Source organism: Pseudomonas sp. GW456-E7 (genome assembly GCF_059424105.1).
On sequence record NZ_JBWKZB010000064.1, the window covers coordinates 1 to 21,557 of the forward strand.

Annotated in this window: 18 protein-coding genes; 8 read left to right on the forward strand and 10 right to left on the reverse strand. The window is 61.1% G+C overall.

What is annotated here, in order from left to right; translation table 11 throughout:
• Positions 1-40: 40 nt before the first annotated feature.
• Positions 41-1,387 carry a metalloprotease PmbA gene (pmbA, locus tag AC07YV_RS27180; RefSeq protein ID WP_102702298.1) on the reverse strand — a complete coding sequence of 449 codons (1,347 nt, stop codon included), beginning with the start codon at positions 1,385-1,387 and terminating at the stop codon, positions 41-43.
• Positions 1,388-1,495: 108 nt separating this feature from the next.
• Here pmbA and yjgA point away from each other — a divergent pair, with 108 nt between their 5' ends.
• On the forward strand, positions 1,496-2,020 hold the full coding sequence (gene yjgA / locus AC07YV_RS27185) for a ribosome biogenesis factor YjgA (protein ID WP_007970253.1): 525 nt from the start codon (positions 1,496-1,498) through the stop codon (positions 2,018-2,020).
• Between the two features lie 103 nt (positions 2,021-2,123).
• On the opposite strand, the gene tldD is transcribed toward yjgA, so the two are convergent.
• From tldD to mreB, 8 genes are all read right to left on the reverse strand, one after another.
• Positions 2,124-3,566 (reverse strand): metalloprotease TldD, encoded by a 1,443-nt coding sequence (gene tldD, locus AC07YV_RS27190; protein WP_007970251.1) that lies wholly within the window; start codon positions 3,564-3,566, stop codon positions 2,124-2,126.
• 12 nt (positions 3,567-3,578) lie between these two features.
• Positions 3,579-4,433 (reverse strand): carbon-nitrogen hydrolase family protein, encoded by an 855-nt coding sequence (locus tag AC07YV_RS27195; RefSeq protein WP_102702299.1) that lies wholly within the window; start codon positions 4,431-4,433, stop codon positions 3,579-3,581.
• Between the two features lie 156 nt (positions 4,434-4,589).
• Entirely contained in the window at positions 4,590-8,393 is a 3,804-nt protein-coding gene (locus tag AC07YV_RS27200; protein ID WP_102702300.1) for a YhdP family protein, read from the reverse strand.
• A 75-nt stretch (positions 8,394-8,468) separates the two neighbouring features.
• Positions 8,469-9,926 carry a ribonuclease G gene (gene rng, locus AC07YV_RS27205; RefSeq protein WP_007970246.1) on the reverse strand — a complete coding sequence of 486 codons (1,458 nt, stop codon included), beginning with the start codon at positions 9,924-9,926 and terminating at the stop codon, positions 8,469-8,471.
• A 57-nt stretch (positions 9,927-9,983) separates the two neighbouring features.
• Complete coding sequence (locus tag AC07YV_RS27210) at positions 9,984-10,580, reverse strand: Maf family protein (RefSeq protein ID WP_102702301.1); 597 nt, start codon at positions 10,578-10,580, stop codon at positions 9,984-9,986.
• Positions 10,581-10,612: 32 nt separating this feature from the next.
• Positions 10,613-11,104, reverse strand: coding sequence for a rod shape-determining protein MreD (mreD, locus tag AC07YV_RS27215; RefSeq protein ID WP_007970244.1), 492 nt, complete (start codon positions 11,102-11,104; stop codon positions 10,613-10,615).
• The gene (mreC, locus tag AC07YV_RS27220) at positions 11,104-12,240 is read right to left on the reverse strand and encodes a rod shape-determining protein MreC (RefSeq protein ID WP_102702302.1); all 1,137 of its coding nucleotides are present in this window, start codon (positions 12,238-12,240) and stop codon (positions 11,104-11,106) included. The genes mreD and mreC overlap by 1 nt, the downstream gene beginning before the upstream one ends.
• A gap of 143 nt (positions 12,241-12,383) precedes the next feature.
• Positions 12,384-13,421 (reverse strand): rod shape-determining protein MreB, encoded by a 1,038-nt coding sequence (mreB, locus tag AC07YV_RS27225; RefSeq protein ID WP_002555108.1) that lies wholly within the window; start codon positions 13,419-13,421, stop codon positions 12,384-12,386.
• 211 nt (positions 13,422-13,632) lie between these two features.
• Between mreB and gatC the strand changes: the two genes are divergently transcribed.
• The 7 genes from gatC to AC07YV_RS27260 all read left to right on the forward strand — a co-directional run bounded on the left by gatC (position 13,633) and on the right by AC07YV_RS27260 (position 20,534).
• A complete protein-coding gene (gene gatC, locus AC07YV_RS27230; protein ID WP_007976465.1) occupies positions 13,633-13,920 on the forward strand; it encodes an Asp-tRNA(Asn)/Glu-tRNA(Gln) amidotransferase subunit GatC in 288 nt (95 codons plus the stop codon).
• A 16-nt stretch (positions 13,921-13,936) separates the two neighbouring features.
• Positions 13,937-15,388, forward strand: a complete 1,452-nt coding sequence (gene gatA, locus AC07YV_RS27235) for an Asp-tRNA(Asn)/Glu-tRNA(Gln) amidotransferase subunit GatA (protein ID WP_007976467.1) — start codon at positions 13,937-13,939, stop codon at positions 15,386-15,388.
• Between the two features lie 10 nt (positions 15,389-15,398).
• On the forward strand, positions 15,399-16,844 hold the full coding sequence (gatB, locus tag AC07YV_RS27240; RefSeq protein ID WP_102702303.1) for an Asp-tRNA(Asn)/Glu-tRNA(Gln) amidotransferase subunit GatB: 1,446 nt from the start codon (positions 15,399-15,401) through the stop codon (positions 16,842-16,844).
• 148 nt (positions 16,845-16,992) lie between these two features.
• Entirely contained in the window at positions 16,993-17,367 is a 375-nt protein-coding gene (locus AC07YV_RS27245; RefSeq protein ID WP_102702304.1) for a septal ring lytic transglycosylase RlpA family protein, read from the forward strand.
• Between the two features lie 50 nt (positions 17,368-17,417).
• Positions 17,418-18,479, forward strand: a complete 1,062-nt coding sequence (locus tag AC07YV_RS27250; protein ID WP_102702305.1) for a calcium/sodium antiporter — start codon at positions 17,418-17,420, stop codon at positions 18,477-18,479.
• A complete protein-coding gene (locus AC07YV_RS27255) occupies positions 18,476-18,856 on the forward strand; it encodes a carboxymuconolactone decarboxylase family protein (protein ID WP_102702306.1) in 381 nt (126 codons plus the stop codon). Before AC07YV_RS27250 ends, AC07YV_RS27255 begins: the two co-directional genes overlap by 4 nt.
• 232 nt (positions 18,857-19,088) lie before the next feature.
• Complete coding sequence (locus AC07YV_RS27260) at positions 19,089-20,534, forward strand: PhoPQ-activated pathogenicity-related family protein (protein WP_494990371.1); 1,446 nt, start codon at positions 19,089-19,091, stop codon at positions 20,532-20,534.
• Here AC07YV_RS27260 and AC07YV_RS27265 read toward each other — a convergent pair.
• Positions 20,531-21,472: an AEC family transporter gene (locus AC07YV_RS27265; protein ID WP_102702308.1), complete on the reverse strand. Its 942-nt coding sequence runs from the start codon at positions 21,470-21,472 to the stop codon at positions 20,531-20,533. The genes AC07YV_RS27260 and AC07YV_RS27265 overlap by 4 nt on opposite strands.
• Between the last annotated feature and the right edge of the window lie 85 nt (positions 21,473-21,557).

A 21,557-nucleotide genomic window follows, 5' to 3' on the forward strand; every position in this document is an offset into this window, starting at 1 on the left:
CCACCCAATGGGTGGCGCGCCTTTTGTGTAACGGGGAGGCTTAGCTGCCCGCCACCGTCATCCGCTCGATCAGCACCGAGCCTGTACGAATGTTGCTACGCAACTCAAGATCATTACCCACGGCCACGATCTGCTTGAACATGTCGCGCATGTTGCCCGCAATGGTCACTTCCTGCACCGCGAACTGGATTTCGCCGTTCTCGACCCAGTAACCCGCCGCGCCGCGGGAATAGTCACCGGTCACCATGTTCAGGCCCTGCCCCATCAGCTCGGTCACCAACAGCCCGCGCCCCATGCGCCGCAGCAAGGCCGCCTGGTCTTCTTCGCCATGGGTGACGAACAGGTTGTGCACGCCGCCGGCATTGGCGGTGCTCGGCATACCGAGCTTGCGGCCGGAGTAGGTGCCGAGGATGTACGACACCAACTCGCCTTTTTCGACGAACGGTTTGGCGTAGGTTGCCAGACCATCACCATCGAACGCCGCGCTGCCCATGGCACGCATCAAGTGTGGGCGCTCGTCGATGGTCAGCCACTCCGGAAACAGCTTCTGCCCCAGCGTGCCTTCAAGGAACGACGACTTGCGATACAGGCTGCCGCCGGAAATCGCCGACAGGAAACTGCCGAACAGGCCACCCGCCAACTCTGCGGAAAACAGCACCGGCACCTCGCAGGTCGGCACCGGGCGCGCGCCCAGACGGCTTGCCGCCCGTTGCGCGGCACGCTGGCCGATGCTCACCGGATCGGCCAGCAAGTTGCCCTGACGGTTCACGTCGTACCAGTAATCACGCTGCATCTGGCCGTCCGCTTCGGCAATCATCACGCAGCTGAGGCTGTGGCGAGTTGAAGCATAACCACCGATAAACCCGTGACTGTTGCCATAAACGCGGCAACCCTGATGGGTGCTGAGGGTGGTACCGTCGGCGTTCTTGATCCGGCTGTCGGCGGCAAACGCCGCGGCTTCACAGGCCAGGGCCTGCTCGATGGCTTGCTCCGGCGTGATGTCCCACTGGTGAAACAGGTCGAAATCCTGAAGATCCCGCGCCATCAACGCGGCATCGGCCAGGCCCGAGGCTTCGTCTTCCGAGGTGTGTTTGGCGATAGCCAGAGCCGCGGCCACCGTTTCGCGAATCGCTTCCGGACCGCTGGCCGAGGTGCTGGCCGAGCCCTTGCGCTGGCCTACGTACAGGGTGATGCCAAAACCCTGATCGCGATTGAACTCGACCGTTTCGACTTCACGCTGGCGCACCGACGTCGAAAGGCCCTGCTCCAGGGAGACGGCCACTTCACAGGCGCTGGCCCCCTGGCGCCTGGCTTCAGCGATGATCTGCTCGACCTGTTCCTGCAGTGCCGGCAATGCTTGTGGGCCGACGCTTTCAACTGCACTCATGCTGTTCTCCACTCAAATTCTGCTTTCGGTAACGGTCATCGAGCGACCGGGCCGGACAAGCGGCCCCCGACTGGTTATCATGGCGGCGTTTCTTTGCGGACTGCCACCATGGTTGATTCTTACGACGACTCCCTCGATACGGGAGAAAAAAGCAAATCCCAGGTCAAACGCGAGCTGCATGCTCTGGTTGACCTCGGCGAGCGCCTTACAACGCTCAAGCCTGACTTGCTCAACAAACTGCCATTGACCGACGGATTGCGCCGGGCCCTGGCCGATGCGCCCAAGCACACCGCGAACATCGCGCGTAAACGGCACCTTCAGTTCATCGGCAAACTGATGCGCGATCAGGACACTGACGCGATTCTGGTTCTGCTCGATCAACTCGATGCCTCCACCCGTCAATACAACGAACGCTTCCATAACCTGGAACGCTGGCGCGATCGTCTGATTGCCGGTGACGACGCCGTACTGGAAAAATTCGTCGTCGAATATCCCGACGCGGATCGCCAGCAACTGCGCTCCCTGATCCGTCAGGCCCAGCATGAGGTTGCGCAAAACAAGCCTCCTGCTTCCAGCCGTAAAATCTTCAAGTACATCCGTGAGCTGGACGAGACTCAACGCGGACTGCGTTAAGTCATCGCAGCCCTTGTAGGAGCTGCCGAAGGCTGCGATCTTTGCTTTTTAAAGATCAAAAGATCGCAGCCTTCGGCAGCTCCTACAAAGGCGGTGTATCTCCTTACGACCCCGTGCCACCCACGGTGATCGCATCAATCTTCAGCGTTGGCTGGCCGACACCCACCGGCACCGACTGCCCATCCTTGCCACATGTGCCCACGCCGCTGTCCAGCGACAGATCATTACCGACCATCGACACCTTGCTCATGGCTTCCGGCCCGTTGCCGATCAGGGTCGCACCCTTGACCGGAGCGGTGATCTTGCCGTCCTCGATCAGGTACGCCTCGCTGGTGGAGAACACGAACTTGCCGCTGGTGATGTCCACCTGACCGCCGCCAAGGTTGGCGCAATAGATGCCGCGTTTCACCGAGGCGATGATTTCTTGCGGATCGCTTTCGCCGGCGAGCATGTAGGTGTTGGTCATGCGCGGCATCGGCAGGTGCGCATAAGACTCGCGACGACCGTTACCGGTGCGCGCCACACCCATCAGACGGGCGTTGAGCTTGTCCTGCATGTAGCCCTTGAGTACGCCGTTTTCGATCAGCGTGGTGCACTCGGTCGGGGTGCCTTCGTCATCGACGCTCAGCGAACCGCGACGACCGGCCAGGGTGCCGTCATCGACGATGGTGCATAGCTTGGAGGCAACCATCTCGCCCATGCGTCCGCTATAAGCCGAACTGCCCTTGCGGTTGAAGTCGCCTTCCAGACCATGACCGACGGCTTCGTGCAGCAGCACGCCCGACCAGCCGGAGCCGAGTACCACCGGCAAGGTACCGGCAGGAGCCGGAATGGCTTCAAGGTTGACCAACGCCTGGCGCAACGCTTCACGGGCATAGCCCATGGCGCGGTCTTCACCAAGGAAATAGCGGTAATCGGTCCGGCCGCCACCGCCATGACCGCCGCGCTCGCGGCGACCGTTCTGCTCGACGATCACGCTGACGTTGAAACGCACCAGCGGGCGTACATCCGCCGCCAGGCCGCCGTCGGTGGACGCCACCAGAATCCGCTCCCAGACACCGGCCATGCTCACGGTGACCTGCTGGATGCGTGGGTCGAGGGCGCGGGTCGCGGCGTCGACGCGCTTGAGCAAATCGACCTTTTCGGCACGGGTCAGGACTTCCAGGGGGTTGTCCGGCGCATACAACTGCGCGACATCCTGGCTGGTGAATGCCTGCACCGTACCGTGCTGCCCGGCCCGGGAAATCGAACGGGCGGCACGCGCCGCCGCGCCCAGGGCTTCAAGGGTGATGGCATTGCTGTAGGCAAAACCGGTTTTCTCACCCGATTGCGCACGCACGCCAACACCCTGGTCAAGGTTGAAGCTGCCTTCCTTGACGATGCCGTCTTCCAGCGCCCAGGACTCGGAGATCTGCCCCTGGAAATACAGGTCGGCGGCATCGATGCCCGGCCCGGCCAGATCGCCGAGCACGCCTTGCAGGCTCTCGATCGTGACGCCACCGGGCGCCAGCAGGTGTTCACTGACTGAGGACAACAACTCGCTCATATGCTTTACGCCTTAAATTCGTGTTTCTGATGCAGGCCGCTGGGCGCCCTGCGAGAAAAAGCGCCGGTGACTGGACACCGGCATCCGCGCCCGGATGGACGCCTGTTCGCTGCTGTCGCGTTCGGCCAGCAGCACGGCCTCGCCTTGATCCTGTTGTGCCAGCACACGGCCCCACGGGTCGACGATGGCGGCATGCCCGAAGGTTTCCCGCGGCCCCGGATGCGTGCCGCCCTGGGCAGCCGCGAGCACATAACATTGGGTCTCGATGGCCCGCGCACGAATCAGCACATCCCAATGCGCCGCGCCGGTCACCGCCGTGAAGGCCGAGGGGGCGGTAATCAGTTCCGCGCCGGCAGCGCGAAGTTCGCTGTACAGTTCGGGAAAGCGCAGGTCATAGCAAACCGTCAGGCCGACCCGACCGACCGGTGTGTCCGCCACGACGACTGCGCTGCCATAAGCATAGTCATCGGATTCACGGTAACGGCCACGATTGTCCGCCACATCCACATCGAACAGGTGCAGCTTGTCGTAGCGCGCCACCGTTTCGCCCTGGTCATCGACCAGCAACGAACAGGCATGCGCCTTCGCCGTCGGCTGATCCACCGGCGGCAACGGCAATGTGCCGGCCACTATCCATAACTTGAGGTCGCGTGCGGTCTGTTTCAACCAGGGCAGGATCGGGCCTTCGCCCAGGGCTTCGGCGCGCCCGATGTCGGAAACGTCGCGCCGGCCCATGGCGGCGAAATTTTCCGGCAATACCGCGAGTTTCGCACCGCCAGCGGCTGCTTGTTCGAGCAGTCGACGGGCCTGGGCCAGATTGGCCAGCACATCGCTCTGGCTGACCATTTGAATCACCGCTACAGACATGGCCTTTTCCCTATTGAAACAATGCGTTCCTGTAGGAGCTGCCGCAGGCTGCGATCTTTGATCTTGAAAAATAAAGGTAAAAAGATCGCAGCCTGCGGCAGCTCCTACAGGTGAACCGTACGGCCATGCTACTCCATAGGTCTGGAAAATGGTTTTTCAAAAAGCCTTGTCGAAGGTGATTTTCGGTTCTTTCCACGGCCCTTTGACGGTGTACTTCACACTGGCGAAACGAGAGACCCGGTCACCGATCAGCTTGTCGATCAGGAACAACGCCCCGCCAACCGCCGGTGCGCCGACGATCAGCGCGGCAATCGGCAGGTTATTGGTCACCGGCAAGGTCACCATCAGTTTCGCATCGATCTGATCGGCCACCATGTTCAGCGTGCCGTCGAGTTCGATCGTGCTCGATGGGCCAGTCAGCTGGATCGGCTGACGGGTGACATACACACCATTCGTCCCGACCAGCAGCCCCTTGACCCGGTCATAACTCAGGCCTTTGCCGAACAGGTCGGAGAAGTCCAGGCGCAGGCGCCGGCCGATGGAGTTGAAGTTGAGCAATCCAAATACCCGCAGCGCCTGGGCACTGCCTTCGACTTCGACGAACTGGCCCTGATTGAGTGTCGCATCCAGCGAGCCGGAGAAACGCTTGGTCGCCACCCACGCCGGCGAACCGGGCCACCGGCCATCGACATCCATATAGAAGTCCTTGCTGGTGACGCTCGGCGCAAAGCCCCAGCCCTTGAGCACATCGGCCAGGTTCTTGCCGCTGATGCGGCCCTTGTACCAGCTGTTGCTGGCGCCGGGTACGCCTTCCCAGCCACCACTGCCCACCAGCAGCATGCCCTTGAGTCCCAGATCCAGCGAGTTGAACACAATGCCCCTGGGCGTCGGGCGAACCTTCAGCGACCAGGTACCGACCAGATCCTGGCCCTGGAATAACTGATTGATCGCGATGTCCATCGCGGGGATTTTCGTCGGGTCCACCGACGCCAGCGGGTCCGGCGAGTTCTCATCGGCCAGTACGGTCGGGTCCGGTGCCGGCAGGCGCACGGTTTGCAGATTGATCGCGATTGGCGTGGCCTTCGAATCGGGCAGGTTGGCGCTGCCCTTGACCTGCTGGCTGTCGAGTTGCAGCGCCCAGGCGGAGGGTTTGCGCGCCAGCTGGATCGAAGCCTGATCGAGCGTGGTGCCGATACCGCTGAGTTTGCCCACCTTGAAATCCGCACCGCTGAGCAATTGCTTGGCGCTGCCGCCGGGGTCCTGCCCGGCGTATTTATCCACCAGATCCTTCCACGGGCCTACGTCCAGTTCCGACAACACGCCCCGTACTCGCAGGCCTTTGGTGCCCGGCAACACAGCCTCGCCGCCGCCGAGGAACAAGTCCCCGCGACCGTCGGCGAAATTGTTGGCCGGGGCCGCAAAGGTGAAACTCGCCAGATCCCCGTAGTTGACCCAATAGCGCCGCTCGTCGCCCTGCAACGTCATGCGAAACATCGTGTCGCGCCCGGCATCGGCGGCCATGCCGAAGGGCGCAGGCAAATCGACCGCCACGCCCCTGAGGTTGGAGTTGACCAGCAATTGGCTGTCGGGGCCAGCGAGGGTCAGTTGCAGGTGATAAGGGATCACGCCACTCACCGGCAGAGGCTGGGTCACCTTCAGCCATTCGGTCAGTTTCTTCACCTCGACCTGGCCCGACGCGGTCACCCGGGTATTGAGCTTACCGGGGCTGCCATCGGCAAAAATCTGTGCGGTGACCGGCTTGTCGAATGCCCGGGCGCTGATGTGCTCCCCGCTCAGGCCTTTGGCGCTGTCGAAACGGAAGTCACCTTTGAGCTGGGTCAGTTCCAGTACCGGTTCGGCGAGTTTCAAGCGTGCCTTGGCGGTCTTGAAGTCGACGAGGATCTTCGGTTCCTCGCCTTTTGCCAGCGGAATATCCAGCTTCAACTTGCCGGTCAGCTCACCCTCGCCTTCCCAGCCGGAAAAGGTCGCCCCGGTGCCGATCGGCGCTTCCTGAAGGATTTTCAGGCCATCGCCCAAACCACCGGCAAATCCGCCATCAAGGAACAGATGAACGTTCTGCCCGGCAGGCACATGGGGGATGTTGACGTAAACATCCCTGACCTGGGTGTCGAGCAATTGGCCTTTGCTGGCCAGGATCCGCACGCCGCTGTCTTCGACAAACACGTCGCCGCTGACCTTGCTGACATGGGGCCAGCCCGGCTGGAAGGCCAGTTCGGCATCGTGAACCTTGAAGTACAGGCTGATGCTGCGATCGACGTCTGCGGCACCGTGGCTGAGTGACCCTTGATACTGGAAGAAGCCCTGGTCCACCGCGCCCTTGAGAATCGCCGTGCGCAGCCATTCATCCAGCGCCGGGCTGAGGACCGTCGGCAAGTACTTGGCGGTGTAGCGACCGTCACCGTCCACCAGGCCAACCCGCAGGTCCATGTAGTCTTCCTGGGTGTCATCGAAATGCAGGCGAATCAGGAAGTCGCCGGCAATCTTGCCCTCCTCGCCCAGCACCTTCAGATACGGCGCAATCAGGGTGAAACCTTCTTTATCGAGTTTCCAGGTCAGCCGCGCGTTGGCCTGAATGTACTGCCATGGCTTGGCGAAAATCGGGTCCAGGTGCAGCATGAAATCCTTGCTGTCCATGCGCAGCTCGCCGTGCCCCAGGTCACCGCTGATGCTGCCGCTGACATTTCGCGCCGCCGGCGCACCGTGATAGGCATCGAAACCCACCTGGTCGAGGTTGGCGGCAAAGCTGAACTTGCTGTCGTCGGTGGCATTGGGTCGCACGTCGATCAATACATTGCGCAGTCCGCCCTGCACTTTGAGCCGCTCGACAACGGTGGCAAAGCCTTGCGGAAACGGCGCCAGGGCATTGAGCAGCGGCGTGAGCGGGGTCAGGTCGACCCGGTCGGCCTGTAGATGCCAGAGTTCTTCGGTCTTGTCGGTGGCGGCGCTTTGCTTGAGCTGCAAATGCGTTTCCCAGCGGACGTCGCCCAGGTTCATTGCCAGGGAATCCAGGGTCACCTGCATGCCTTCGGCACTGCGCTGGAAGTAACCATTGAGCGCCAGGTTGTTGATCTGGATCGGCTTGCGCTCGGCGTAGGCGCCCTTGAGTTGTGGCGCGTTCAAGCGCACTGCAGCGCTTTGCAAGACGCCTTTGCCCCAGGTCAGCCAAAGCTCGCCGCCGGCCTTGATCTCGGAGAAATTCCATTGCTGGCTGACGCGCTCGGGCAGCCACTTCGACCAGTCGCTTTGCGGCAGGCTCAGGTAGAACTCGGCTTCACCGTCCTGCCATTGACTGGCTCGAATGCGGGTACGCAGGCTCATGGCCACAGGCTGGCCGTCGGGCAGGGTCAGGCGGGCGTCGAGACGCTGCCGCGACGCACCGGTTTTCAGATTCAGGCCGACGTAGGTCAGGGTCAGCGGCGACCGTGCAAAGGGCTGCAAGGTCACCTGGCTGTCGAGTACCGACAGTTGCTGGATCATCTGCATGCGATTAAGCAACTGTTGCGGATCGACCGGTTGATCCTGTTGCATCGGCAAACCTTCCAGCGCCCATTGACCATCGTCGCCCTCCTTGACGCTGATCTTCAGGCCACTGAGTTCCAGATGAGCGATGCGTACCTCACGCGCCAGCAGACTGGCCCAAAGGTCCGGCACCGCGCGCACCTGATCCAGGTGCAGGGCATTGGCGCCCTCGCCGACGGTCACGTCGTGCGCCATCAATATGGGGGCGAATCCACTCCAGTTGCCTTCCAGTTCGCCGATTTGCAGCGGCATGCCCAAGGCATCGCTGGCTTTGGTTTCGATATCGGCACGGTACTCGGCGACCAGCGGAGTCAGTTCCCGGCCAAGGCTGACGTAGAGCGCCATCAAGACCAAAACCAACGCGCACAGGCCCAGACCCCAGCGGGTCAGTGCGGCCAAAATGCGTGTCAGACGGTCCATGTCAGATGGCCCCCATGGCAAAAGTTTTGCAAAAAGCCGAGGCCAGCCATTCTGGAATAATCAATACGAAATGCTTCAGAGCAGCACCACGTCGTATTGTTCCTGGGAATACATGGTTTCGACCTGGAAACGGATGGTGCGCCCGATAAACCCTTCCAGCTCGGCGACGTTGCCCGACTCTTCATCGAGCAGGCGGTCGACAACTTTCTGGTTGGCCAATACACGATAGCCCTCCGCCTGATAGGCGCGAGCCTCACGCAGGATTTCGCGAAAGATTTCGTAGCACACTGTTTCCGGCGTCTTGAGCTTGCCGCGGCCCTGACAGGCGTTGCACGGCTCGCACAAGACCTGTTCAAGGCTTTCGCGGGTGCGCTTGCGGGTCATCTGCACCAGGCCCAACTCGGTGATACCGATGATGTTGGTCTTGGCGTGATCGCGCTCCAGCTGCTTCTCGAGCGTGCGCAGCACCTGGCGCTGGTGCTCTTCATCTTCCATGTCGATGAAGTCGATGATGATGATGCCGCCGAGGTTGCGCAGGCGCAATTGACGGGCGATGGCCGTCGCGGCTTCGAGATTGGTCTTGAAGATGGTTTCTTCGAGGTTGCGATGGCCGACGAACGCCCCGGTATTGACGTCGATGGTGCTCATGGCTTCCGCCGGGTCGACCACCAGATATCCGCCGGACTTGAGCGGGACCTTGCGCTCGAGGGCCTTCTGGATTTCGTCTTCGACGCCATACAGGTCGAAAATCGGCCGCTCGCCCGGGTAATGCTCCAGACGGTCGGCAATCTCCGGCATCAATTCGGCGACGAATTGCGTGGTCTTCTGGAAGGTTTCCCGGGAGTCGATGCGGATCTTCTCGATCTTCGGGCTTACCAGGTCACGCAGGGTGCGCAGCGCCAGACCGAGGTCTTCGTAGATCACGCTGGGCGCGCTGATGGTTTTGATCTGGGCGCTGATCTGATCCCAGAGCCTTCGCAGGTAACGGATGTCCATGAGGATTTCATCGGCGCCGGCGCCTTCGGCTGCCGTACGCAGGATGAAACCGCCAGCCTCCTTGATACCTTCCTTGGCCACGCAATCGGTGACCACTTGCTTGAGACGTTCGCGCTCGGCTTCGTCTTCGATCTTCAGGGATATCCCGACATGGGCCGTGCGCGGCATGTACACCAGGTAGCGTGAAGGGATCGACAGCTGGGTGGTCAGGCGTGCGCCTTTGGAACCGATCGGATCCTTGGTCACTTGCACCACCAGGCTCTGGCCTTCGTGCACCAGTGCGCTGATGCTCTCGACCGCCGGGCCTTCGCGCAGGGAAATTTCCGACGCGTGAATGAACGCCGCACGATCCAGGCCGATATCGACGAATGCCGCCTGCATCCCCGGCAATACCCGCACGACTTTGCCTTTATAGATGTTGCCGACGATCCCGCGCTTTTGCGTACGCTCGACGTGGACCTCTTGCAGGACACCGTTTTCGACCACCGCCACGCGCGACTCCATCGGCGTGATGTTGATCAGGATCTCTTCACTCATGGCAGGGTCTCGTTCAGGCATGTTCACGATAATGGCCGCATCTGTTCAGAACGTTGCTTAGTGTGCGTTCCGGGTTTGCCAACAGGGTATGCCGAAATGGCCGAGCAGTTCCGCGGTTTCGCAAAGCGGTAGTCCGACCACCGCTGAATAACTTCCATTGAGCCCGGCGACAAACACCGCACCCAGTCCTTGAATGCCATAACCGCCCGCCTTGTCCTGTGGTTCACCGCTGGCCCAGTAGGCCACGGCTTCATCGCGACTGATATCCCGAAAGCGCACGCGACTGGTGACAACCCGGGATTCGCAACGCTCGCCATCAAGCACGGCAATCGCGGTCAGGACTTCATGCTCACACCCTGACAACATCATCAGCATGGCGCAGGCATCCGCCTGATCAACCGGTTTGCCGAGAATTTTTCCATCGAGCACCACGGCGGTATCGGCGCCGAGCACGCAGAACGGTTCGTCAGACACGACGCTGCCGCGCCCGGCCTCGGCCTTGCCGCGCGCCAGACGCTCGACATAGGCCGACGGGGATTCTTGAGCTAAAGGAGTTTCATCGATATCCGCACTGATGGCGGAGAACGGAACGCCGATCTGCGTGAGCAATTCACGCCGGCGTGGCGAGCCAGAGGCGAGGTACAACCGTTTCATCAAGACCTCTCCCTGTCTAATGCCTGAGCGAATTAATTGATTTTGTAGCGTCGACGCAATCCGCGCAAACCGAAACTGATCCAGGGCCAGAGCAATGCACTGACCAGTGCCGGCAGCACCAGCGCCAACGTCGGCTGACGATTGCCAGTCAAGGCACTGAGCCAGAGTTGTACAAGCTGGGCGAGGCCGAAGATCACCAGGATCACCAGGCTCTGCTGCCACATCGGAAACATCCGCAGGCGTTGTTGCAGCGCCAGCACCAGATAGGTGATGAGCGTCAGGATCAAGGCATTCTGACCCAGCAAGGTACCGTAGAGCACGTCTTCAGCCAGCCCCAGGCAGAACGCCGTCACCATCCCGACGGTCTGCGGCAGGTTCAACGCCCAGAATGCCAGCAACAGGGCCAGCCACAGCGGGCGCAGGATTTCCATGAATTGCGGCAAAGGCGAAACGCTGAGGAGTAGACCGACGGCGAACGTCAGCCAGACTATCCAGCCGTTTCGGGATGCTTTTACACCGCCCATTATTCTCTTCCCACTGGAGTGGCCGGCGCGGAGACTGGCGGTTTGGCGGCAGGCTTCGCGGCAGCGGGTTGCGCCGCCGGCGGTTTAGCCGCCGCAGGATGCGTGGCCGCAGGCTTGGCTGGCGTGGTGGCTGGCTTGGCGGGGGCAGTCGCTGCAGGCGCCGCCGTGGCAGGTATCGCCGGTGCGGCGGCCGGTGCAGCGGGGACCGCGGGGCTGACCAGCTTAGGAACCGTCGCCGGCATGGTCGGCCCACCGCCCTGTGCATCCAGGCTTTCCTGGGCCTGGGCGGCAGCGTTGACGCGCTCTTCGGCAGTCCGGTTGTCGCTGAACACCAGCAGCAGGTAGCGGCTGCGATTCAAGGCGGCGGTCGGAACGGCGCGGACAATGGCAAACGGCTGGCCGGAATCGTGAATCACTTCCTTGACCGTCGCCACCGGGTACCCGGCCGGAAAACGCTGGCCGAGGCCGGAGCTGACCAGCAAGTCGCCTTCCTTGATGTCGGCGGTATCGGCCACATGCCGCAACTCGAGGCGCTCCGGGTTGCCGGTGCCGCTGGCAATCGCCCGCAAACCGTTACGGTTCACCTGCACCGGAATGCTGTGGGTGGTGTCGGTCAGCAACAGGACGCGGGAGGTGTAGGGCATCAACTCGACCACCTGGCCCATCAGGCCGCGGGCGTCGAGTACCGGCTGACCGAGGACCACGCCGTCGCGCTCACCTTTGTTGATGATGATGCGATGGGTGAAGGGGTTGGGGTCCATGCCGATCAACTCGGCCACTTCGACCTTCTCGTTGACCAGTGCCGAAGAGTTGAGCAACTCGCGCAGCCGAACGTTCTGCTCGGTCAGGGCGGCAAGCTTCTGCATGCGCCCCTGCAACAGCAGGTTCTCGGTCTTGAGTTTTTCGTTTTCGGCGACGAGTTCGGTCCGGCTGCCAAACTGACTGGCAACGCCTTCCCAGAGTCGTCCGGGCAGGTCGGTGATCCAGTAGGCGTCCATCAGCACCAGCGACATCTGGCTGCGTGCAGGCTTGAGCAGACTGAAACGGGCATCGACCACCATCAGCGCGACCGATAGCACGACCAGCACCAACAGGCGCACGCCCAGTGAAGGGCCCTTGGTGAAAAGCGGTTTAATAAGCCGCTCCTCCCAGGCAAATGTTCTGTTTATTCATACGGCAGCAATCCGGCCTGGATGCAGACTGACAGAAGATAAACGCGAACAGGCAGCACTGCAAAGTGCCGCCTGCGCGCTCAACAGCATAGAAGCGATCCGGCGACTTATTCGCTGGAAAGCAGGTCCATGGTGTGTTTATCCATCATTTCCAATGCACGGCCACCGCCGCGAGCAACGCAGGTCAGCGGGTCTTCGGCAACGATCACCGGCAGACCGGTTTCCTGGGCCAGCAATTTGTCCAGGTCACGCAGCAAGGCGCCACCACCGGTCAGCACCAGGCCGCGCTCGGCGATGTCGGAAGCCAGTTCCGGAGGCGATTGCTCCAGGGCGCTTTTCACGGCCTGAACGATGGTTGCCAGGGACTCTTGCAGAGCTTCCAGCACTTCGTTGGAGTTCAGGGTGAATGCGCGTGGAACGCCTTCGGCCAGGTTACGACCACGAACGTCGACTTCGCGAACTTCGCCGCCCGGGTAGGCCGTACCGATTTCCTGCTTGATGCGCTCGGCGGTGGACTCACCGATCAGGCTGCCGTAGTTGCGACGCACGTAGGTGATGATCGCTTCGTCGAAGCGGTCGCCGCCAACGCGTACGGATTCGGCGTAAACCACACCGTTCAGGGAGATCAGCGCGATTTCGGTGGTACCGCCACCGATATCCACGACCATCGAGCCGCGGGCTTCTTCAACCGGCAGGCCGGCACCGATCGCAGCGGCCATTGGCTCTTCGATCAGGAACACTTCACGGGCACCGGCACCAAGGGCCGATTCACGGATGGCGCGACGCTCAACCTGGGTGGATTTGCATGGAACGCAGATCAACACGCGCGGGCTAGGCTGCAGAAAGCTGTTTTCGTGAACCTTGTTGATAAAATACTGCAGCATTTTTTCGCACACGCTGAAGTCGGCGATCACGCCGTCCTTCATCGGACGAATGGCAGCAATGTTGCCCGGAGTACGGCCGAGCATGCGCTTGGCTTCGGTGCCGACAGCAACGACACTTTTCTGGTTACCGTGTGTCCGAATGGCCACAACGGAGGGCTCATTCAGGACGATACCGCGCTCGCGCACGTAAATAAGGGTGTTGGCAGTGCCCAGGTCAATGGAAAGATCGCTGGAAAACATGCCACGCAGTTTCTTGAACATGGGAAAGGGACCCTAGGCAACGCGTGGGTAAAAAAGTGCGGCAAACTCTAACAACGACAGGGATTTTGGGCAAGGCGCCAATATGTTAAATTGGACGCTTTTCTGTGCACCAAGCCCCACAATCGCGGCCTTATGACCGTAGAAGTGCGGTAGTGTTCCGACAATCTAACACACGGACGCGGTCCGTTTTGTTTTCCACTGGAGAATCCCAATGGCGCTAGAACGCTCCGACGTGGAAAAAATCGCTCATCTGGCCTGTCTGGGCCTCAATGATGCCGATCTTCCACACATCACTTCGGCCCTCAACAGCATTCTCGGGCTGGTCGACGAAATGCAGGCGGTCAATACCGACGGTATCGAACCGCTGGCCCACCCGCTGGAAGCCAGCCAGCGCCTGCGCGCGGACGTCGTGACCGAGACCAATAACCGCGAGGCCTACCAGTCCATCGCACCAGCGGTCGAAAACGGCCTGTACCTGGTTCCGAAAGTCATCGACTAAAGGGAAAGAGCCTGCAATGCATCAATTGACTCTGGCCGAGATCGCCCGCGGACTCGCCGATAAAAAGTTTTCCTCCGAAGAGCTGACCAAAGTCCTGCTGGCGCGCATCGCCCAGCTCGATCCACAGCTCAACAGTTTCATCAGCCTCACCGAAGACCTGGCGCTGACGCAGGCGAAAGCCGCTGACGCCCGCCGGGCCAATGGTGAGAGCGGCGCCCTGCTCGGCGCGCCGATCGCCCACAAAGACCTGTTCTGCACCCAGGGCATTCGCACCAGTTGCGGCTCGAAGATGCTCGACAACTTCAAGGCACCGTACGACGCCACTGTCGTCGCCAAGCTGGCCGCCGCCGGGGCCGTGACCCTGGGCAAGACCAACATGGACGAATTCGCCATGGGTTCGGCCAACGAGTCGAGCTACTACGGCGCGGTGAAGAACCCGTGGAACCTGGAACACGTGCCGGGCGGTTCGTCCGGTGGTTCGGCGGCGGCGGTGGCCGCTCGTCTGTTGCCGGCAGCCACCGGCACCGACACCGGCGGTTCGATCCGCCAGCCGGCGGCCCTGACCAACCTCACCGGCCTGAAACCGACGTACGGTCGCGTTTCGCGCTGGGGCATGATCGCCTACGCCTCCAGTCTCGATCAGGGCGGCCCGTTGGCGCGCACGGCCGAAGACTGCGCGATTTTGTTGCAAGGTATGGCCGGGTTCGATCCGAACGACTCCACCAGCATCGATGAACCCGTGCCGGACTACAGCGCCAGCCTCAACGGCTCGCTGCAAGGCCTGCGCATCGGTGTGCCGAAGGAATACTTCAGCGCCGGTCTCGACCCGCGCATTGCCGAACTGATCCACAACAGTATCAAGGAGCTGGAAAAGCTCGGCGCCGTGATCAAGGAAATCAGCCTGCCGAACATGCAGCACGCGATTCCTGCGTACTACGTGATCGCCCCGGCGGAAGCCTCTTCCAACCTGTCGCGTTTCGACGGCGTGCGCTTCGGCTATCGCTGCGAAGACCCGAAAAACCTGGAAGACCTGTACAAGCGCTCCCGTGGCGAAGGCTTCGGCGCGGAAGTGCAGCGCCGGATCATGGTCGGTGCCTACGCGCTGTCCGCCGGTTACTACGATGCCTATTACCTCAAGGCGCAGAAGATCCGTCGCTTGATCAAGAACGACTTCATGGCGGCCTTTAATGAGGTCGACATCATCCTCGGCCCAACCACGCCGAACCCGGCCTGGAAGCTCGGCGCCAAGAACAGCGACCCGGTCGCTGCGTACCTGGAAGACGTCTACACCATCACCGCCAACCTCGCCGGCCTGCCGGGCCTGTCGATGCCGGCCGGTTTTGTCGACGGTCTGCCGGTTGGCGTGCAACTGCTCGCCCCGTATTTCCAGGAAGGTCGCCTGTTGAACGTTGCCCACCAGTATCAGCTCAACACTGACTGGCACACCCGCACCCCAACCGGCTTCTGAGGAGACACACATGCAATGGGAAGTCGTGATCGGGCTGGAGATTCACACCCAGCTCACCACCCGGTCGAAAATCTTTTCCGGTAGTTCCACCACGTTCGGCTCCGAGCCGAACACCCAGGCCAGCCTGGTAGACCTGGGCATGCCCGGCGTGCTGCCGGTGCTGAACCAGGAAGCGGTGCGCATGGCGGTGATGTTCGGTCTGGCGATTGACGCCGAGATCGGCCAGCACAACGTGTTCGCCCGTAAAAACTACTTCTACCCGGACCTGCCCAAGGGCTACCAGATCAGCCAGATGGAATTGCCGATCGTCGGCAAGGGCCACCTGGACATCGCCCTGGAAGACGGCACGGTCAAACGCGTCGGCATCACCCGCGCGCACCTTGAGGAAGACGCCGGCAAGAGCCTGCACGAAGAATTCAGTGGCGCCAGCGGCATCGACCTGAACCGTGCCGGTACGCCGCTGCTGGAAATCGTTTCCGAGCCGGACATGCGCAGCGCCAAGGAAGCCGTGGCTTACGTCAAGGCGATCCACGCGCTGGTGCGCTACCTGGGCATCTGCGACGGCAACATGGCCGAAGGCTCGCTGCGTTGCGACTGCAACGTATCGATCCGTCCGAAAGGCCAGGTCGAGTTCGGTACTCGCTGCGAGATCAAGAACGTCAACTCGTTCCGCTTCATCGAAAAAGCGATCAACAGCGAAATCCAGCGTCAGATCGAGCTGATCGAAGACGGCGGCAAAGTGATCCAGCAGACCCGTCTGTACGATCCGAACAAGGACGAAACCCGTCCGATGCGCAGCAAAGAGGAAGCCAACGACTACCGTTACTTCCCTGATCCGGACCTGCTGCCAGTCGTGATCGAAAACACCTTCCTCGACGACGTGCGCGCCACCCTGCCGGAATTGCCGCCGCAGAAGCGCGAGCGTTTCCAGGCGCAGTTCGGTCTGTCGGTCTACGACGCCAGCGTCCTGGCCACCAGCCGCGAGCAAGCCGATTACTTCGAAAAAGTCGCAAGCATCGGCGGCGACGCCAAGCTGGCGGCGAACTGGGTGATGGTCGAGTTGGGCAGCCTGCTCAACAAGCAAGGCCTGGACATCGAACAGTCGCCGGTTTCCGCCGAGCTTCTGGGCGGCATGCTGCTGCGCATCAAGGACAACACCATCTCCGGCAAAATCGCCAAGGTGGTGTTCGAAGCGATGGCGAACGGCGAAGGCAGCGCGGACGAGATCATCGACAAGCGCGGCCTCAAGCAAGTGACCGACACTGGCGCGATCTCGGCGGTGCTGGACGAAATGCTCGCGGCCAACGCCGAGCAGGTCGAACAATACCGCGCGGCAGACGAAGCCAAGCGCGGCAAGATGTTCGGCTTCTTCGTCGGTCAGGCCATGAAAGCTTCCAAAGGCAAGGCCAACCCGCAGCAAGTGAACGAATTGCTCAAAAGCAAGCTCGAAGGCTGATGAGGATGGAGCCAGCCCTAAAATCTGGCTCCTTTCCCTGTGGGAGCGGGCTTGCTCGCGAATGCGGTTTGGCACTCAATTCAATGTTGACTGTCAGAATGCATTCGCGAGCAAGCCCGCTCCCACATTTGTTTTTTGGAACGCCCAAATGAAGCGTCTGTTCAGCGCCTGCGCCCTCCTCTCGCTCCTGGCCGGTTGCGCCAGCACCGACACCGTCGACCCGCACGGCTACGACAAAACCGGCGTGGCGTCGTACTACGGCTCCAAACACCAAGGCAAACGCACCGCCAGCGGCGAGCGTTTCAACATGAATTCCATGACCGCCGCCCATCGCCAGCTACCCTTCGGTACACGGGTGAAGGTCACCAATCTGAATAACGACAAGTCCTGCGTGGTGCGCATCAATGATCGCGGGCCGCACACCCGGGGCCGCCTGATCGACCTGTCCAAGGAAGCCGCCGAGCGCCTGGGCATGCTGCGCAGCGGCACCGCGCGGGTTCGCGTGCAAGCCCTCGACGACTGACCGATGGAGCCCCGACCATTTTCGGACTAGCCGATTTACCCCTGATCAGCGTGATCGAATTGCTCAGCGGATTGCTCCTGCTGATTGTCGGCGCAGAATTGATGGTGCGCGCCGCTGTACGCATTGCCGCGCGGCTGCACATACGCCCGCTGATCATCGGCCTGACCATCGTCGCCCTCGGCAGCAGTGCACCGCAAATGGCGGTCAGCCTGCAGGCGACCCTGGCGCACAATGCCGACATCGCCGTCGGCAGCGTGATCGGCAGCAGCATTTTCAACATCCTCGTCACCCTCGGGCTGTCCGCCCTGATCATTCCTTTGCGGGTTTCCCGGCAACTGGTGCGCCTGGATATTCCACTGATGATCGGTGCCAGCCTGCTGGTGTTCGTACTCGCCTGGAATGAAGAACTGACCCGTGTCGACGGCGTGATGCTGCTGACGGCACTGGCGATTTACCTGGGGTTGCTGCTACGCCAGTCACGACACTCTGCACGCCCGGTATCGAGCCATGACCATCATGCCCAAGCGCCATGGCTGATCAGCCTGCTGATGATCGTCGCCGGGCTGGCGATGCTGGTGTACGCCGGGCACTTGCTGCTGGGCGCCGCGGTTGCGGTCGCCACCGATCTTGGTTTGTCGGAGCGGATCATCGGCCTGACCATCGTCGCCGTCAGCACCTCACTGCCTGAGCTCGCCACTTCGTTGATCGCGGCAATGCGCGGCGAACGCGATATCGCCGTGGGCAACGTGATTGGCAGCAACCTGTTCAACCTCCTGGGCGTGCTCGGCTTTACCGCACTGGTGGCGCCGTCGCCGCTGTCGGTGTCGCCCAATGCCCTGGATTTCGACCTGCCGGTGATGCTCGGCGTCGCGGCGCTGTGCCTGCCGGTGTTCTACTCCGGCTACCGGGTGACCCGCGCTGAAGGCCTGCTGTTTCTGGGTTTGTACCTGGCGTATGGGCTGCACGTGGTGTCGTTCACCACCGGCATGCCACTGGCCGGCAAGCTGGAACACCTGATGCTGTTTTTCGTCCTGCCGGCGCTGGTGGCGTTTTTGCTGTTCACGTCGCTACGCGCCTGGCATCGCCAACACCATAAGAAGGAAGTCCCATGACCGAGAATAAAAAAACCGGCGTTGAAGTTCGTCGCCAAGTAATGGGCGACGCCTTCGTCGACCGCGCACTGGGCAACGCCACCGAGTTCACCCAACCGCTGCAGGACTTTGTCAATGAACACGCCTGGGGCGGCGTGTGGAATCGCGAAGGCCTGCCGCTGAAAACCCGCAGCCTGATCACCCTCGCCGCCCTGACCGCGCTCAAGTGCCCGCAGGAATTGAAAGGTCACGTGCGTGGGGCCTTGAACAACGGCTGCACCGTGGAGGAAATTCGCGAGGCGTTGCTGCATTGCGCGGTGTATGCCGGTGTGCCGGCGGCGATCGATGCGTTTCGCGCGGCGCAGGAAGTGATCGACAGCTATCACAAGCCGGAGTGATCACCCCACTCGGCAACGCTTGTGGTTGAATGGTTCAACCACATATTTCGATAATAAAAGCCCCCCTGCCAAACCTGTTCCCCCACGCCTCTTTTCGACACACTGCGCCGACAAAAAAAAACCGACGGGGAACAGTCGGTGCAGCTTCGCTGTACTCAGGATCAGGACCTTTCCCCGCATCACAAGGAAGGTTCCCATGGGATTGAACGCCAGGTTCGCATTGTCAAAATTGATGTTATCCAGCCTGCTCGTCAGCAGTTCGATACAGGCCTCAACCCAAGCGTGTTTCGACGCCAGCAACCAGGACTTCAGCGAAGTACTTGCTTGCTACAAAAAAGCCGAAGACGCCAACCCACTGGTTTACTCCGTCAAAGGCAACACGCCATATCCCGGTGTGGAGAAGCGCAGTTTCGACCTGTCCTCCCAGCAATGGTCGCCACAAGGACTGGTAAGCCCCATCCAGTGGAAACACACTGTGGACATCTACATCCCGGACAATGCCCTGCACGGCCAGTCGCTGCTGGTGGCCAACAACGGAACCCCCAACGCCGGGCCGGACAACGTCGACGAACCGACGGACTTTACCGAAGCCATGGCCCTTGAAGTGGCGCGTAGCACACGCACGATTGTCATTTCAGTCAGCAACGTCCCGAACCAGTACCTGACCTATGCCGATGACGGCATAGCACGCACGGAAGATGCCAGCGTCGCCCATAGCTGGAAACTCTTTCTCGAAGACCCGCACCAGCGCCCGTACATGTCGGTGCGCCTGCCGATGGTGGTGTCGATGGTCAAGGCCATGGACCTCGCGCAAAAGGAGCTGCGCCCCTGGGGGATAGAGCATTTCATTGCCAGCGGCGCCTCAAAACGTGGCTGGACCACCTGGCTGGCAGCCATTGCCGATGACCGGGTCAAAGCCATCGTGCCATTTGTCATCGACGTGCTGGGCATGGATAACGTGCTTGAGCATACCTATCAAAGCTATGGCAAGAACTGGCCACTGGCGTTCTTTGACTACCATCACGAGGGCATCACCCAACAGATCAAGACTGAAAACTTCGCCCGATTAATGAAAATCGAAGATCCGCTGAAATACCTGAATACGGGCTATGCCGAACGTTTGGCGATACCGAAATACATCGTCAACGCCAGCAGCGACGATTTCTTCCTGCCAGATAACTCCAGGTTTTTTTACGATCAGCTACCCGGCCCCAAAGCCCTGCGAGTGGCACCCAATGCCAGCCACTACGGTATCAACCAATTCGTCGAGAACTCGCTGATTCCGGCCATCAATCGTTGGCAACAGGACAAACCTCTGCCAACCATTTCAGTGCGGCCGGGTCCGGATCTGGCCCCACAATCACTTGGGCTGCACTTTTCTGAATCACCGGTGCGGGTGGTTCAATGGACCGCGGTAAACCCGATTGCCCGGGATTTTCGATATCCCTGCGGCGTCCGTTACGAACCCGAGGACGTCAGACTGACGGGGCTGCTCAATACGCGAGTATTCATCGACAAACCGGAAACCGGGTGGAAAGCGACGTTTATCGAAGCAACCTTTGCCGATGGCTTTGTCGCGACCACACCCGTGCAGGTGATACCCACGGATTATCCCACCCAGGCACCTCCAGTCATCGAGCCTGCGTGCAGAACCATTGCCGAAGCTGGTCAGGGCTAGATCCACCCACCCCACTGCAACAAAAAGATCCCGACGTTGGTGGTGACCGCCGCCATCAGCGTGGTGATCACGATAATCGCCGCCGCCAGTTCATGATTGCCCTCGGCCGCCCGCGCCATCACAAAACTGGCAGCGGCGGTCGGGCTGCCGAAGTACAGAAACAGAATCCCCAATTCCGCGCCGCGAAAGCCCCACAACCACGCGCCCAGCGTCGCCAGTACCGGCAAGCCGATCATCTTCACCAGGCTTGAACTCAGCGCCATGTTGCCGCTTTTGCGCAGCGCCGCCATGGACAAGGTGCCACCGATGCAGATCAGCGCCAGTGGCAAGGTGGTTTGCGCCAGGTACTGGCCGGAGGTCTCCAGCCACCCCGGCAAGCCGATCTTGAAATAGGCGAAGGGCGCCGCCGCCATCACGCTGATGATCAGCGGATTGCTGAACACGCTTTTGCAGATGCTCCACGGATCGGATTTGATCACTGGGCTGTATACCGCCAGCACAATGGTCGAGAGGGTGTTGTAAAACAGGATCACCAGCGCCGCGAGGATCGCCCCGAGGGAAATCCCGTAGTCGCCGTACATGCTGGCCGCCAGCGCCAGGCCGATCACCCCGTTGTTACCGCGAAAGGCGCCCTGGGTGTAGATCCCCCGATCTTCCCGCGGACACTTCCAGATCGCCCAGCCCCAGGCGATGGCAAAGCCCACCAGGGTCGCGAGGGAGAAATAGATCAGCAACGCCGGCTGCAACGCCGCGTGCAGGTCGGCATGCAGGATGCCCAGAAACAGCAGCGCCGGCATGGTGACGTTGAACACCAGGGCTGATGCCGTGTGGATGAAGTTGTCGTTGATCCAGTCGATGCGCTTGAGCAGCACACCCAGAAACAGCATGGCGAATACCGGCGCGGTGATGTTCAGGGTTTCGAGGAAAATTGCCAGCATGCCGGAGAGGACCTTGGGGTGGGCGTCGTTAGGGGGCTAATGATAAGCCACCAAGGCCTTCGGTGTCTGGTCGACCGCCTTCGCG

Excerpts from the sequence above, each read along its gene's own strand:
- pmbA (WP_102702298.1), bottom strand. The coding sequence starts at position 1,387 with ATGAGTGCAGTTGAAAGCGTCGGCCCACAAGCATTGCCGGCACTGCAG.
- yjgA (WP_007970253.1), top strand. The coding sequence starts at position 1,496 with ATGGTTGATTCTTACGACGACTCCCTCGATACGGGAGAAAAAAGCAAA.
- tldD (WP_007970251.1), bottom strand. The coding sequence starts at position 3,566 with ATGAGCGAGTTGTTGTCCTCAGTCAGTGAACACCTGCTGGCGCCCGGT.
- AC07YV_RS27195 (WP_102702299.1), bottom strand. The coding sequence starts at position 4,433 with ATGTCTGTAGCGGTGATTCAAATGGTCAGCCAGAGCGATGTGCTGGCC.
- AC07YV_RS27200 (WP_102702300.1), bottom strand. The coding sequence starts at position 8,393 with ATGGACCGTCTGACACGCATTTTGGCCGCACTGACCCGCTGGGGTCTG.
- rng (WP_007970246.1), bottom strand. The coding sequence starts at position 9,926 with ATGAGTGAAGAGATCCTGATCAACATCACGCCGATGGAGTCGCGCGTG.
- AC07YV_RS27210 (WP_102702301.1), bottom strand. The coding sequence starts at position 10,580 with ATGAAACGGTTGTACCTCGCCTCTGGCTCGCCACGCCGGCGTGAATTG.
- mreD (WP_007970244.1), bottom strand. The coding sequence starts at position 11,104 with ATGGGCGGTGTAAAAGCATCCCGAAACGGCTGGATAGTCTGGCTGACG.
- mreB (WP_002555108.1), bottom strand. The coding sequence starts at position 13,421 with ATGTTCAAGAAACTGCGTGGCATGTTTTCCAGCGATCTTTCCATTGAC.
- gatC (WP_007976465.1), top strand. The coding sequence starts at position 13,633 with ATGGCGCTAGAACGCTCCGACGTGGAAAAAATCGCTCATCTGGCCTGT.
- gatA (WP_007976467.1), top strand. The coding sequence starts at position 13,937 with ATGCATCAATTGACTCTGGCCGAGATCGCCCGCGGACTCGCCGATAAA.
- gatB (WP_102702303.1), top strand. The coding sequence starts at position 15,399 with ATGCAATGGGAAGTCGTGATCGGGCTGGAGATTCACACCCAGCTCACC.
- AC07YV_RS27245 (WP_102702304.1), top strand. The coding sequence starts at position 16,993 with ATGAAGCGTCTGTTCAGCGCCTGCGCCCTCCTCTCGCTCCTGGCCGGT.
- AC07YV_RS27255 (WP_102702306.1), top strand. The coding sequence starts at position 18,476 with ATGACCGAGAATAAAAAAACCGGCGTTGAAGTTCGTCGCCAAGTAATG.
- AC07YV_RS27260 (WP_494990371.1), top strand. The coding sequence starts at position 19,089 with ATGTTATCCAGCCTGCTCGTCAGCAGTTCGATACAGGCCTCAACCCAA.
- AC07YV_RS27265 (WP_102702308.1), bottom strand. The coding sequence starts at position 21,472 with ATGCTGGCAATTTTCCTCGAAACCCTGAACATCACCGCGCCGGTATTC.